A 12,632-nucleotide genomic window follows, 5' to 3' on the forward strand; every position below is an offset into this window, starting at 1 on the left:
CCGGCTCAGAAATCGAAGCCGGTATTGATGCCGATGGTGCGCGGCGGCTTGTACTGGGCCAGCCACGGGCCGAAGCCGTTGAAGGCGCTGGTCTTGATCTTCTTGTCGTTCACGTTGCGCACGAAGGCGTCGACCCACCAGCCCTTGTTCTGGTAGCGCAGGCCGAGATCCGCGGTGGCGTAGGCTTCCTGGCGGTCTTCCGGCCCCAGGTTGAACACGCTCAGCTCGGCGTCGGTCTCGTAGTGCGCCGTGATGCGCGGCACCAGGGTCGCGCCGTTGGCCAGATCGAAGGTGTGCTGGTACATGACGGTGGTCGAGAAGCGCGGCGCGTGCGGCATCTTGTTGCCGGTGACGTCGAGGCAGGTGTCGGACGCGCTGCTGTTGGGCGTGGTGCAGGTCGGCAGCGTGTAGTCGTTGGAGCCGGCGATCAGGTAGCCCAGTTCCGCACGCAGCAGGGCGAAGCTGACCGAAAGGCGATCCTTGGCCGACAGGCGCGCCGCGATTTCCGACTCCAGGCCGTAGACCTTGGCGCCTTCGGCGTTCGAGATCGACAGGCCGCGGCTGCTGTCGGTGAAGTTAACCGGGGAGCTGAACTGGAAGTCCTTGAAATTCATGTGGAACAGCGCATTGTTGACGCGCAGGGCGCCTCCCATGAAGGAGCTTTTCGAGCCAAGTTCATAGTTGGTGAGCGTTTCCGGCTCGTAGGTCAGGCCGCGATCCTGGGTGCCGCCGGACTTGTAGCCGGTCGAGACGCTGGCATACACCATGTGGTCGCGGTTGAGGTCGTAGTTGACGCGCGCCAGGCCGGTGACCTTGCTGCCCGTGAACTTGCCGTCGTTGCCCGGCACGTCGGCGGCGAAGCCCGGCTGCACGCGCGGATCGATCGATGGATTGAGCGGCACCTGCGGCACCGCGCCGCCGCGCCAGGTATAGGCGCGCCCGCCGACGTTCTCGCGCTTGTCGTGGGTGTAGCGCAGGCCGCCGGTCAGGTGCAGACGGTTGGTGACGTTCCAGGTGGCCTGGCCGAAGGCGGCGGTCGAGTCGACGGTCTCCTTCGGCTGGATGAAGGAACCCTGCCAGGCGACGCTGCCGCCGTCCTGGGTGCCGTTCATGATCGGGATGTCGAAGCGGATGCTGTTCTTCTCGCCGCCGTAGTAGAGGCCGACCTGCCAGTCGACGGTGCGCGTGCCGGTCGACTGCAGTTCGATCTCGTGGCTCTGGCTGCGGAAGTTCGAATCGGTGGTGGTGTGCTCCTGCCACTTGGCGCCCGAGATGATCGAGGTCGGCACGGTGGCGCCGCCGTCCTGGTCGAAGCGCATCGTGCCCTTGTACTTGGAGAAGCCGGCGATGTAGTGCAGGGCCATGTCGGCATTGATGTCCCAGCTCAGGCGGCTGCGCACGTTGTGGCTGTCGCGTTCGATCCAGGGCGCGCTGTCGCTCAGCATCGACCAGTGATCCTGGCCGGGGCGCGGGGTCTGCATCAGGTTGGCGTTCGGGGTGCCGCGGTCGACGAATTTTTCGTAGGCGACGTCCCAGCGCAGGTTCGGCGCGAGCTGCCACAGCAGGCTGATACGCGCGGCGCTCTGGTCCTGGGCGTTGTACTTGCGGTCGCCGACGGCGAAGTCGTTGGCGTTGATCGGGCGGAAGGCGGCGTCCGCGCCGCCGGCGGCGGCAAAGGCGGCGCGCTGCTGCTCGAGCGGCACGCCCGGGAATTTCTGGTAATCGACATAGCCGTCGTGCTGCTCGTGCACGACCGCCACGCGCAGGGCGGCGGTGTTCGAGAGCGGCACGTTGAAGGCGCCGCGCATGCCGTAGCGGTTGTAGTCGCCGATGCCGCCTTCGACATAGCCGGCGCGGCTGTTCAGGGTCGGCTTGGTGGTCTGGATGTTGACCGCGCCCACCGTCGAATTGCGGCCCCAGAGCGTGCCCTGCGGGCCGCGCAGCACCTCGATGCCGTCGACGTCGAAGAGCAGGGCGGTTGCGCCTTCGGCGCGCGGCGAATAGACGTTGTCGACGAAGGAGGCGACTTCCGGGTCGGCGTACTGGGTCTTGGCGCTGTCGTTGCCGATGCCGCGCAGGGTCATGGTGGTGACGCCGTGGTCGCCCTGGGCGGTGGCCTGGAAGCCCGGCACCAGCGCCACCACGTCGAGCATGGTCTGCACATGGTTGTTGGCGAGCGTGGCGGCGGAGAGCGCGGTGACGGCGATCGGGGTTTTTTGCAGCGAGGTCGAGCGCTTGGTCGCAGTGACCAGCACTTCGGCGACCGGCTGGCCGTCGGCGCTGGTCGAGACCGACGAGGGGGCCTGGGTGGTCGCGGCGTCGGCCGCGGCGCCGGCGGCGCCGGTCTGCGCGTGGGCGGCGTCGAGGCTGGCGAGGCTGGCGACGAAGCTGAGGACGGCGAGTTGGATCGGGGCGAGCGCGCGCCGGCGCTGCGATGCAGAGGTTGTCATGCTGTCTCCAAAATTTGAATTATTTGATTTATGTTGCCTGTTTGCAGCTTTCCAAGAAATCGATTTCATAATTCTTGAAAACGGTTTCATGGTATGTTCGCAAATGACGGGATGTCAAACAGAATTTGAAAGAATTTTGCGGTTACGCTAAGGAGAATCGGGCTGGCAGGTGCCATGAAAACTTTTCATGAGGCGGCGGAGCGAGGCTGCGACGTGTTACACTTCATGAAACAGCCCGGCGGCGCCAACGAGCGCTGAATACACGACCTTATGAAAAACGACGCGAGTTTCAGCAGCACCACCACCTTGCACCAGGTCGCCCAGGCAGCCGGGGTCTCGCCGGCGACGGTGTCGCGCTTCCTGAACGGCACCGCCAAGGTGTCCGACGACAAGCGCAAGGCCTTGGAGCGCGTCATCGAGGAACTCAACTACAAGCCCAACCGCCTCGCCCAAAGCCTGAAAATGGGCAGCACGCGCACTATCGGCGTGCTGACCCAGTCGCTCGAAAGCGGCTACTTCAACCGCGCGATGGTGGGGATCGAGGATGCCGTCAAGGCCTCCGGTTATGCGCTGCTGATCATGAGCGGGCACTGGCATGCGGACGAGGAGGCCGAGCGCGTCGAACTGCTGATCGCGCGCCGCGTCGACGGCGTGGCGATCCTGACCGGGAACCTGAGCGACAGCCAGATCCTCGGCTTCTCGAAGCGGGTGCCGATCGTCGCCTTCGGGCGCCAGGTGGCGGGGGAGCGGGTGCTGGGCTTCAGTCTCGACAATTACCGCGGCGCCTGCGAGGCGATCGAATTCCTCATCAACCAGGGCCACCGCCGTATCGCGATGATCACCGGGCCCGAGGATCACGAGGATGCGCGGGCGCGCCTGGCCGGCTACCGCGACACGCTGGCGCGCCACAAGATCGAACTTGACCCGAACCTGGTGGTGCCGGGCGACTTCCAGGAATCGGGCGGCCTGCTGGCGGTGAACGGCCTGCTGGCCTCGAACCAGCGCTTCACCGCCATCTTCGCCAGCAACGACCTGACGGCCTACGGCGCGCGCCTGGCCCTGTACCGGCGCAGCATCCGCGTGCCGGACGATATCTCGATCATCGGCTTCGATGACCTGCACAGTTCGATGTACACGACGCCGCCGCTGACCACGGTGCGCCAGCCGCTATATGAGGTCGGGATGAACATCGGCCACCGCATGCTCGACATGCTGGGCCATCCGCAGCCGCCGATGGACATGCCGGCGCTGAGCCTGGTGGTGCGCGAGTCCGTGCGCCGGCTCTGAGAGCCGAACCATCGCCGCGGGCACCGCGTGGACGGCTCGGCCGTCCACGCGTTCGCAGTCAGCGCGCCACGCCCACCAGCTTGTGCACCAGTTCCGACGAGGTCGAGGCCGAGAACTTGCGCATCAGTTTCGCCCGGTGCATCTCCACGGTGCGCGGGCTGAGGTCGGTCTCGCGCGCGATCACCTTGCTGGTCTTGCCCTCCACCAGCAGCGCGGCGATCTCGCGCTCGCGCGGCGTCAGCTCCGCCGTCACCGGCCGCTTCTCGCTTACGTCCTCGAAGGTCCACACGCCCGCGCCCAAGGGCTCGGCCGCGTTCAGGGCGCGCCCCGTCACGTGGCACCAGAACAGCTCGCCGTCCCCGCGGCGCATGATGCGCTCGTCGGAATAGCGGCCCTTCGCATTCATGATGGGAACGATGCGGTCGCCCGTGCGCAGGAACTCGTCCATGGTCGGATACAGCACGGCGAAGGACTGGCCGTCGAGCTGGCCCTGGGGGTAGCCGAACATGTCGGTCAGCGCCATGTTGGAAGACTGGATCACGCGGTTGACCGAGATGCACATGCCCACCGGGGCATGCTGGAAAATCATCTCGTAATCGATGGCGTATGATGGATTCATCTGGGGCGGTTCTTGAAGCAGGGGCAGGGCCATGGCCGGTAGTTCTACGGTATTGTGCTTTGAATCGGCCTATTTTATGCTGGGATTCTACTCTGCGGTACATAAAGGAACGCCGGGCATCCATGCAGGCCGGGAGCACGGGATTCCAACATCGGGCATTGGCTCACTTCATAAAAGGGACGGGTATGAACAAAGTGTATCCTGACGCGGCATTGGCGCTGGCCGGTATCGTGCAAGACGGCCAGACCATCGCCGTCGGCGGCTTCGGCCTGTGCGGCATTCCGGAAGCGCTGATCGCAGCGCTGCGCGATTCCGGCGTCAAGCAACTCACCGCCATTTCCAACAACGCCGGCGTCGACGGCTTCGGCCTCGGCCAGCTGCTGGAAACGCGCCAGATCAAGAAGATGATCGCGTCCTACGTCGGCGAGAACAAGGAATTCGCACGCCAGTTCCTGGCCGGCGAACTCGAACTCGAATTCACCCCGCAAGGCACGCTGGCCGAGAAGCTGCGCGCCGGCGGCGCCGGCATCCCGGCCTTCTTCACGAAAACCGGCTACGGCACCATCGTCGCCGACGGCAAGGAAACGCGCGAATTCAACGGCGAGCACTATGTGATGGAACTGGCGCTGGTGCCGGACGTCTCGCTCGTGAAAGCCTGGAAAGCCGACAAGGCCGGCAACCTGGTGTTCCGCAAGACCGCGCGCAACTTCAACCCGAACGTCGCCACCGCCGGCAAGGTCTGCATCGTCGAGGTCGAGGAGCTGGTCGAGATCGGCGAGATCGATCCGGACCAGGTGCATACCCCGAGCATCTTCGTGCACCGCATCGTCCACAATCCATCGCCGGAAAAGCGCATCGAACAGCGCACCGTGCGCCCGAACTAAGAACAGACCGGAGACAGAACATGGCATGGACTCGTGATGAAATGGCCGCGCGCGCGGCGAAAGAGCTGCAGGACGGCTTCTATGTGAACCTGGGGATCGGCCTGCCGACCCTGGTTGCCAATTATGTGCCGCAGGACATCGAAGTCTTCCTGCAATCGGAAAACGGCCTGCTCGGCATCGGCCCGTTCCCGACCGATGATGCGGTCGACGCCGACCTGATCAACGCCGGCAAGCAAACCGTCACCGCGCTGCCGGGCGCCGCCTACTTCAGCTCGGCCGATTCCTTTGGCATGATCCGCGGCGGCAAGATCAACCTCGCCATCCTGGGCGCGATGCAGGTCTCCGAACGCGGCGACCTGGCCAACTGGATGATTCCCGGCAAAATGGTGAAGGGCATGGGCGGCGCGATGGATCTGGTGGCCGGCGTCAAGCGCGTGGTCGTCGTGATGGAACACGTCGCCACCGCCAAGGATGGCTCGACCAGCTACAAGATCCTCAAGAAATGCGACCTCCCGCTGACCGGCGTCGGCGTCGTCGACCGCATCATCACCGACCTCGGCGTGATCGACGTGACCGGCAACGGCTTGAAGCTGGTGGAGCTGGCGCCGGGCGTGACCAAGGAGCAGGTGGTGGAAGCGACGGCGGCCGAGCTGGACGTGTCGGCGGTCTGAAGTCCGCGATAGCGGAAGCCGGCCCCGGCCGGTTTCCCTGGGAAATCCAGAAGCCCGGCCCGTGCCGGGCTTTTTTCGGTGGCGTTCCCGTTCACTGTGAAGGAAGACCGTGATGCTGATCTCCCTAGAAAGATCCACGGCGCAAGCCTGGTTACGCAAGCACTGGTTTTATCCATTGGCGCTGGCGATCGTCCTGGGCGACGCCGGTGCGCTGCACTTCCAGGACTGGACGCAGCGCCGCGTGTTCGAGGGCGCCGTGCTGTTCGACCTGGCGCTCGTGCTGCCGCTGCTGTATTGCTGGTGCTACCGCGCTCGCGGTAGAAAGCTGCTCTTGCCGGTGCTCGGTCTCGCCTCGCTCGGCGTATGGATCACCAGTTACCTGATTCCGCTCGAGCACCAGCACATCCTCAACGCGCTCGGCTGGCTGCGCCCGGCGGCGGTGGGGGTGCTCGTCCTGGCCGAGATCGGATTGCTATTCCGCTTCTACAAGGCGATTTTCACGTCCGACATCACGCCCGAGGAAATTGCCGGGAAGCTGGGGCGGGATGTGAATTTGCCGGCCTGGGTGACGCGACTGCTGGCCCTGGAGGCACGCGCACTGCGCAGCCTCTCCCGTTTCGTGAAGGGTTTCCTTGATCGCCGCTGATTGGGGTCGGATCGAACGCATCGTCGCCATGCTCACGCTCATCGGCGCCGTACTGGGCCTGGCCGTCGGGCTGTTCACGGGCCAGCATCTGCTGCCGCTCGCGCTGCTCGGCCTGCTGTCGGGCGGCCTTGCCTGGCGCGGGCGCTTGACCGGGCATGCGGCAGGCGTGGTCTTCTACGCCTTCCAGCTCGCGGGCTACCATTCCTACGATTTAACGACCGTGTACCCTTTGCGCGGCGCCTTGAGCCTGGCCTTTGTCGTGCACTTGCCCGCAGGCGTGTTGATCGTCAACGCATTCGCCGCGGCGCTGTTCATGGCAAGCGTAAGGCTATTGTGGCGGCGCCGGCCTACAGCACGTACCAGTAGATCGTGACGTAATGCGCGGCGCTGCCCGCCAGTACGAACAGATGCCAGATGCCATGCGCGTGGCGCATGCGGTGATCGAGCACGTAAAACAGGATGCCGGCCGTATAGGCCAGGCCGCCGCCCAGCAGCCAGGCGAAGCCGGCCGTGCCGAGCCCGGCGTGCAGCGGCCCGATCATTGTCGCAGCCGACCAGCCCATCGCCAGGTAGACCAGCATCGACAGCACGCGCGCGCCTTGCCGCGGACGGGTTTCCTGCAGGATGCCGACCAGCGCCAGTCCCCACACCACGCCCAGCAAAATCCAGGACTCGCTGCCGGTCAGCATCAGCATGCAGAAGGGCGTGTAGCTGCCGGCAATCAGCAGGTAGATGCTGAGGTGGTCGAGGCGCCGCAAGAGTGTCTTGAGAGCGCCGCTGGCGCCGTGGTAGGCGGTGGAGCAGGCGTACATCAGGATCAGCGAGAGGGCGTACACGGCCGTGCTGGCCAGGCCCAGCCGGCCGTCGGCGTCGAAGGCGCGCGCCAGCAGCGGAATGCTGGCGCCGAACGCGAGCACGGCGCCGCCGAGGTGGGTAAAGGTGTTGAGCTTTTCGCCGCTATCCATGGCACCCCCTTGATGACAGCGCGGCCGGCAGTCGGCCGCGTCTTCATTCTAGCGCGGGAGTTCACCTGGCCCTTGTCGCGCAGGGGAAGGCGTGCGGCCGTGTCGCTTTTTTACCCCAGCGACCACACGTACTGCACCGGCACCCAGGCGCGCGCCGGCTTGCCGTTCGCCACGGCCGGCGTGAAGCGGCATTTGGCGATGGCGACCCGGGCCGCCTCGTCGAGCGAACGGTCGCCGCTCGACCTGGTGACGGCCGCTTCGGCCACGCTGCCGTCGGTATCGATCAGGAAGCGCAGCGTGGTCGTGCCCTGGGCGCGGCTGGCGATCGCCTCCGGGGTGTAGTCCGGCTTGGCGCAGGTGTTGAATTGGGCGATCGGACGCCGGGTGAGGGCCTCCTGCTCGACCGCTTCGCTGCGCGAGGCAATGGTGCCGGCGCAACCGGCCAGGCAGGCCACGGCCATCGCCAGCACCGGCACGGCGGCTTTCCAGTTCGATGCCGGCGTGTCCGCACGCACCAGCCGCCGGATGCGCGAGAGCAGGTCGCCGCCGTTGGCGGCCTGGGCCAGGCGGTGGCTTGAAAACCCGATGCGCTCCAGCTCGGACAAGGCCTGCGCCAGGCGCCGCGGTTCGCCCAGTTGCGCCGCCGCGAGATCGTCCGCGATCAGTTCGCGCTCGACGCGGATGCGGTGCGAGATCCACCAGACCACGGGGTGGTAGAACAGGATCGCTTCGATCGCGCTCTGCACCAGGTTGACCAGGTAGTCGTGGCGCCGCACATGGGCCAGCTCGTGGGCCAGCAGGGCTTCCAGCAGCTGCGGCGGCATGCCGGCCACGAGCGAGGCCGGCACCAGCACGACCGGGCGCCACCAGCCGGCGGTCACCGGGCTGGCCAGCGAAGCGGTCACGCGCAGGCGCACGGCGCGGGCGATGCCCATCCCCAGCGCCATGCTTTCCAGGCGGGCGCTCCAGTGGGCATCGATGCGCTCGCTGCGGGTAGAACGTTCGATCCAGGCCAGGCCCAGGGCCATGCGCAGCGCCAGTGCGCCGGCGCAGACGGCCCAGCCGCCGACCACCCAGGCCAGGTGCGCCTGCAGGAAAGCCTGCCAGCTGGCGCCCGTGCCGGCGGCGCCGGGCAGCATCTGCACCAGCACCGGGGTGCCGCTCGCCCCGGCCGCGCCGCCCTGCAGGCGCGCGACGAGCTCGACGAGCGGCCAGAGCAGGCACAGCAGCATGCCGGTGCAGAGCGCCAGGTAGCGCGCCTGCGGACGCGCGCGGCGCAGGCCGATCATCGCCATCGCCGTTTCCAGGCCGATCAGGGCGCACTGCCAGACCGAGTCGAGCAGGGTGGCGCCGATATGGCCGACCAGTTCCTGGCCGGTCATCGCTTGTCCCCGGGCTGCTCGTCCTTGAGCAGCTTTTCGATCTCGGCGCGTTCCTTTTTCGAGATGCCGCTTTTCAGGGCCGCCATCACCAGCGCCTTGGCCGAGCCGGCGAAGGCTTTCTGCATCAGATCCTTGATGAGGTTGCTCTGGAGCGAATCCTGGGGCTGGGCCGGCGCGTAGACGTGCGAGCGTTCGCTCTCGTCGCGCGTGAGCAGGCCCTTGGTATGCATGATCTGCATCAGGCGCAGCACGGTGGCATAGGTGACTTCGGGGCGGGTCGACTGCATCGCTTCGTGCACCTGGCGCGCGGTGGCGGCGCCGAGCGGCCACAGGGTCTGGAGTAAATCGAGTTCTGCCGCGGTGGGCTTCGGGATGTCCGGAGAGGTGGGCATGGCGCTTCCTTGACTGATGCAGAATGACTGACGCCTAGATTATCTTGTCTAGAAATGACTGTCTAGGTAATTTTCCGGTGGCCGGGGCAGCCGCAGAAAATTATAGACAAGATTGTCTATAACAGCCTATGCTTCCTGTTCAAGAACATCGAACGGAGACTTCATGCTGAAACAGCTTGTCCTCGCCGCCGCGCTCGCCGCCGCCGCGATCCCTGCCGCGGCCCAGGCCTCGCCCTTGCCTGCCTACCCCTTCGTGCACGTGAACGCGGAGGCTTCGCGCTACACCACGCCGAACATCGGCGCCCTCGATTTCGTGATCGCGGCGCCCGATCCCGATCCGGCCCAGGCGCGCGCCACGGTGGAAACGCGGATCGCGGAAGTGCGCGCGCTGCTGCAGGAGCAGGGCGTGCCGCTCGAGGATCTGGAAACGCGCGACGTGCGGCGCGAGCCGGGCAGGAACCGGGCGGGCGAGGCGACGGCGCAGGAATTGCGCGTGAGCGTGCACCTGATCGTGCGCGACCTGTCGAAATGGCGCGCGGTGGTGGAACCCCTGCTCGACAAGCCGAACCTGGTCGATTTCGCGACCTCCTTCGATATCGTCGAGCGCGAGCAGTTCGAAGCCGACCTGATGGCCGACGCCCTGCGCGATGCGCGGCGCCGCGCCGAGATCATCGCCAAGGGTGCGAAGCGCAAGCTCGGCGCGGTCACGGCCGTGACCCCGGCCGGCGTCAAGAACGTCGGCGCCACCATTGGGCTAGTACGCGCCGATATCGGCTTCACGCGGGTAAAGGCGGCCTCGAACGTCGACTCACGCAACTTCCTGTCGGTCGATGCGATCAAGCTGGTGCAGCCGGTGGATGTGGTGTTCAGGCTGGAGTGAACGGAAACCGGGTAAGCCGTTCGATTACTTCTTGCTAAGAGGATGAGCTGGTTTGTACACTGGCCATCCACTCGCTGTGACATTGACGAAAGGACTGATATGACCTTGATCCTCAGACTGCCCGATGGCCTGCCACCAGAGCCCTTCGAAAAAGCGATCCGCGACACGCTGGCCAACGATTACAAAGAAGCGGCACCCCCTGTGTTCGAGAACGATGCGCAGGGAAGGCGGGTGGCGGTCATTGAGGGCCTGTCCATCCCTCGGGAGGATCACTGTGCGAAGCACCTCGGCCCACTCTGTGGTGACACGTCCTCGGCCGGAGACCGGCTGCGCGCGGAGCTCACGCGCGAGTTGAACAACACCAGGACGGATGGGCCACGGGACAAGACCTGAAGCACCATCCCAGCGAATCGGTTCGATCCGCTGCGTGGCCGTCGTCTTATTTCTTCTCGATCTTCCCGTGCACCTCGTTCACCATCATCAGCCCGGCCGAGCCGTAGAACTTGTGGTACTCGGCCACCATCTCGCCGTTGATGATGACGGGGTCGGTGGCGACCCAGGCCTTGGCCGCCTCGATGTCCGGCGTATTGAAGACGAAGATGCCGCGCCGACCTTCCTTGCCGTCGAGCGGGCCGGCGACGACCAGCTTCTTCTCGCCGGCGAGCTTGCCCATGTTGGCGAAATGGCCCTCGAACATCTTGGTGCGCGCTTCGCCGGCGGCCATCTTGCTGGGGCCGGTCTTCAGGATGACCAGCACGTACTGGCGCATGCCGCGCTCGTCGGCGCCGAGGGACTTGGCGAGTTCGGCGTCGTAGGCCGGGGCCGTGGTTTGTGCGCTGGCGGCGAAGGGCAGGGCGAGCAGGGCGGCGAGGACGAGGGTGGGCAGGTGCATTGTGGGTCTCCGTTTTAGTTATGGGCGCGAGGGTAGCATGGCGCTACGCGGGCGGCAACGGCGGAGGTGAGTCCGGGGTATTCAGCTAAACGTACGCGTGGAGTCAGGACGCCACGCGTCACAACGCATGCCAGTCGAAAAAAAACCGCGCCGAAGCGCGGTTTTCCGAGAACGACCACTACGCGAATCAGGCCGCTTCGCGTACCTTCTGCAGCGACTTCGGATCTTCCTCGACATACGTCCCCGACAGCACCGCGTTCATGCGATCCTTGTCCAGTTCGTTTTCCCACTTCGACACCACCACCGAGGCCACGCCGTTGCCGACGAAATTGGTGAGGGCGCGGCATTCGCTCATGAAGCGGTCGATGCCGAGGATCAGGGCCATGCCCGCCACCGGAATGGTCGGCACCACGGCCAGCGTCGCCGCCAGGGTAATGAAGCCGGCGCCGGTGATGCCCGAGGCGCCCTTCGAGGTCAGCATGGCGACCGCGAGGATGGTCAGTTCCTGCATCAGCGTCAGTTCGGTGTTCGTGGCCTGGGCCACGAACAGGGCGGCCATCGTCATGTAGATGTTGGTGCCGTCCAGGTTGAACGAGTAGCCGGTCGGAACCACCAGGCCCACCACCGACTTCGAGCAGCCGAGCTTTTCGAGTTTGCGCATCAGGGCCGGCAGGGCCGATTCCGAGGAGCTAGTGCCGAGCACGATCAGCAGTTCTTCCTTGATATAGCCGATGAACTTGAAGATCGAGAAGCCGGTCATGCGGGCAATCGTCCCGAGCACGACAAAGACGAACAGCGCGCAGGTCAGGTAGAACGAACCCATCAGCTTGGCCAGCGGCACCAGCGATTCCAGGCCGTACTTACCGATAGTAAAGGCCATCGCACCGAAGGCGCCGACCGGGGCCAGCTTCATGACGATGTTCACGACGCCGAAGATCACGTGCGAGAAGTCTTCGATGATGCGCGTCGTGGCACGGCCGCGCTCGCCCAGCATCGACAGTGCCACGCCGAACAGGATCGCGATCAGGAGCACCTGCAGGATGTCGCCCTTGGCGAAGGCATCGATGAAGGTATTCGGGATGATGTTCATCAGGAAGTCGACCGTCGACTGCGACTTCGCCTTGTCCGTGTACTGGGCGATGGCGCTCGAATCGAGGTGGGCCGGATCGACGTTGAAGCCGGCGCCGGGCTTGGCGACGTTGGCCACCACCAGGCCGATCACGAGGGCGAAGGTCGAGACGACCTCGAAGTAGAGCAGTGCCTTGCCGCCGACGCGGCCGACCTTCTTCATGTCCTGCATGCCGGCGATACCGGCGACGACGGTACAGAAGATGACGGGGGCGATGATCATCTTGATCAGCTTGATGAACCCGTCTCCCAGCGGCTTCATCTTGGTGCCGAGCTCGGGATAGAACACGCCGAGCAGCACGCCGAGCACGATGGCGAACAGCACCTGGACGTACAGGATTTTGTAGAAAGGCTTTTTCATGACAACTCTTCACGAGAGGTTGATGGTGTCGCCATGATCACGAAATCTCACATCGCCCGCTATTGTGGATATCCC

14 protein-coding genes are annotated in these 12,632 nt (G+C 65.3%); 7 read left to right on the top strand and 7 right to left on the bottom strand.

The window, feature by feature from the left end:
- Positions 1-5: 5 nt before the first annotated feature.
- The gene (locus ASF77_RS03405) at positions 6-2,450 is read right to left on the bottom strand and encodes a TonB-dependent receptor (RefSeq protein WP_056334370.1); all 2,445 of its coding nucleotides are present in this window, start codon (positions 2,448-2,450) and stop codon (positions 6-8) included.
- 270 nt (positions 2,451-2,720) lie between these two features.
- Between ASF77_RS03405 and ASF77_RS03410 the strand changes: the two genes are divergently transcribed.
- On the top strand, positions 2,721-3,737 hold the full coding sequence (locus ASF77_RS03410; protein WP_056334373.1) for a LacI family DNA-binding transcriptional regulator: 1,017 nt from the start codon (positions 2,721-2,723) through the stop codon (positions 3,735-3,737).
- Positions 3,738-3,795: 58 nt separating this feature from the next.
- Here the strand turns inward: ASF77_RS03410 and ASF77_RS03415 are convergent, their stop codons facing one another.
- Entirely contained in the window at positions 3,796-4,356 is a 561-nt protein-coding gene (locus tag ASF77_RS03415; protein WP_056336332.1) for a PAS and helix-turn-helix domain-containing protein, read from the bottom strand.
- Between the two features lie 185 nt (positions 4,357-4,541).
- Between ASF77_RS03415 and ASF77_RS03420 the strand changes: the two genes are divergently transcribed.
- The 4 genes from ASF77_RS03420 (at position 4,542) to ASF77_RS03435 (ending at position 6,930) form a co-directional block, all read left to right on the top strand.
- Complete coding sequence (locus ASF77_RS03420) at positions 4,542-5,240, top strand: CoA transferase subunit A (RefSeq protein ID WP_056334376.1); 699 nt, start codon at positions 4,542-4,544, stop codon at positions 5,238-5,240.
- Between the two features lie 20 nt (positions 5,241-5,260).
- Positions 5,261-5,911, top strand: coding sequence for a 3-oxoacid CoA-transferase subunit B (locus ASF77_RS03425; protein ID WP_056334378.1), 651 nt, complete (start codon positions 5,261-5,263; stop codon positions 5,909-5,911).
- Positions 5,912-6,023: 112 nt separating this feature from the next.
- Entirely contained in the window at positions 6,024-6,557 is a 534-nt protein-coding gene (locus tag ASF77_RS03430; protein ID WP_156648710.1) for a hypothetical protein, read from the top strand.
- Entirely contained in the window at positions 6,544-6,930 is a 387-nt protein-coding gene (locus tag ASF77_RS03435; RefSeq protein WP_056334383.1) for a hypothetical protein, read from the top strand. Before ASF77_RS03430 ends, ASF77_RS03435 begins: the two co-directional genes overlap by 14 nt.
- Here the strand turns inward: ASF77_RS03435 and ASF77_RS03440 are convergent.
- The 3 genes from ASF77_RS03440 to ASF77_RS03450 form a co-directional block, all read right to left on the bottom strand.
- The gene (locus ASF77_RS03440; RefSeq protein WP_056334385.1) at positions 6,905-7,522 is read right to left on the bottom strand and encodes a hemolysin III family protein; all 618 of its coding nucleotides are present in this window, start codon (positions 7,520-7,522) and stop codon (positions 6,905-6,907) included. The genes ASF77_RS03435 and ASF77_RS03440 overlap by 26 nt on opposite strands.
- A gap of 110 nt (positions 7,523-7,632) precedes the next feature.
- Positions 7,633-8,904: a M56 family metallopeptidase gene (locus tag ASF77_RS03445; RefSeq protein ID WP_056334389.1), complete on the bottom strand. Its 1,272-nt coding sequence runs from the start codon at positions 8,902-8,904 to the stop codon at positions 7,633-7,635.
- Complete coding sequence (locus ASF77_RS03450) at positions 8,901-9,296, bottom strand: BlaI/MecI/CopY family transcriptional regulator (protein ID WP_056334393.1); 396 nt, start codon at positions 9,294-9,296, stop codon at positions 8,901-8,903. The genes ASF77_RS03445 and ASF77_RS03450 overlap by 4 nt, the downstream gene beginning before the upstream one ends.
- A 163-nt stretch (positions 9,297-9,459) precedes the next feature.
- On the opposite strand from ASF77_RS03450, the gene ASF77_RS03455 reads away from it, so the two are divergent.
- Positions 9,460-10,176, top strand: coding sequence for an SIMPL domain-containing protein (locus tag ASF77_RS03455; RefSeq protein WP_056334398.1), 717 nt, complete (start codon positions 9,460-9,462; stop codon positions 10,174-10,176).
- A gap of 99 nt (positions 10,177-10,275) precedes the next feature.
- Positions 10,276-10,569: a hypothetical protein gene (locus ASF77_RS03460; protein ID WP_156648711.1), complete on the top strand. Its 294-nt coding sequence runs from the start codon at positions 10,276-10,278 to the stop codon at positions 10,567-10,569.
- Between the two features lie 46 nt (positions 10,570-10,615).
- Here ASF77_RS03460 and ASF77_RS03465 read toward each other — a convergent pair whose 3' ends face one another.
- Positions 10,616-11,068, bottom strand: a complete 453-nt coding sequence (locus tag ASF77_RS03465) for a YciI family protein (RefSeq protein WP_056334407.1) — start codon at positions 11,066-11,068, stop codon at positions 10,616-10,618.
- A 187-nt stretch (positions 11,069-11,255) separates the two neighbouring features.
- Complete coding sequence (locus ASF77_RS03470; RefSeq protein WP_056334411.1) at positions 11,256-12,557, bottom strand: dicarboxylate/amino acid:cation symporter; 1,302 nt, start codon at positions 12,555-12,557, stop codon at positions 11,256-11,258.
- Positions 12,558-12,632 lie beyond the last annotated feature (75 nt).

Origin of the sequence: Massilia sp. Leaf139 (assembly GCF_001424165.1) — a bacterium.
Lineage (GTDB): Bacteria > Pseudomonadota > Gammaproteobacteria > Burkholderiales > Burkholderiaceae_D > Telluria.

Bases quoted from the DNA above. Each gene is read 5' to 3' on its own strand.
- ASF77_RS03405 (WP_056334370.1), bottom strand. From the start codon at position 2,450: ATGACAACCTCTGCATCGCAGCGCCGGCGCGCGCTCGCCCCGATCCAA.
- ASF77_RS03410 (WP_056334373.1), top strand. From the start codon at position 2,721: ATGAAAAACGACGCGAGTTTCAGCAGCACCACCACCTTGCACCAGGTC.
- ASF77_RS03415 (WP_056336332.1), bottom strand. From the start codon at position 4,356: ATGAATCCATCATACGCCATCGATTACGAGATGATTTTCCAGCATGCC.
- ASF77_RS03420 (WP_056334376.1), top strand. From the start codon at position 4,542: ATGAACAAAGTGTATCCTGACGCGGCATTGGCGCTGGCCGGTATCGTG.
- ASF77_RS03425 (WP_056334378.1), top strand. From the start codon at position 5,261: ATGGCATGGACTCGTGATGAAATGGCCGCGCGCGCGGCGAAAGAGCTG.
- ASF77_RS03430 (WP_156648710.1), top strand. From the start codon at position 6,024: ATGCTGATCTCCCTAGAAAGATCCACGGCGCAAGCCTGGTTACGCAAG.
- ASF77_RS03440 (WP_056334385.1), bottom strand. From the start codon at position 7,522: ATGGATAGCGGCGAAAAGCTCAACACCTTTACCCACCTCGGCGGCGCC.
- ASF77_RS03445 (WP_056334389.1), bottom strand. From the start codon at position 8,904: ATGACCGGCCAGGAACTGGTCGGCCATATCGGCGCCACCCTGCTCGAC.
- ASF77_RS03450 (WP_056334393.1), bottom strand. From the start codon at position 9,296: ATGCCCACCTCTCCGGACATCCCGAAGCCCACCGCGGCAGAACTCGAT.
- ASF77_RS03455 (WP_056334398.1), top strand. From the start codon at position 9,460: ATGCTGAAACAGCTTGTCCTCGCCGCCGCGCTCGCCGCCGCCGCGATC.
- ASF77_RS03460 (WP_156648711.1), top strand. From the start codon at position 10,276: ATGACCTTGATCCTCAGACTGCCCGATGGCCTGCCACCAGAGCCCTTC.
- ASF77_RS03465 (WP_056334407.1), bottom strand. From the start codon at position 11,068: ATGCACCTGCCCACCCTCGTCCTCGCCGCCCTGCTCGCCCTGCCCTTC.
- ASF77_RS03470 (WP_056334411.1), bottom strand. From the start codon at position 12,557: ATGAAAAAGCCTTTCTACAAAATCCTGTACGTCCAGGTGCTGTTCGCC.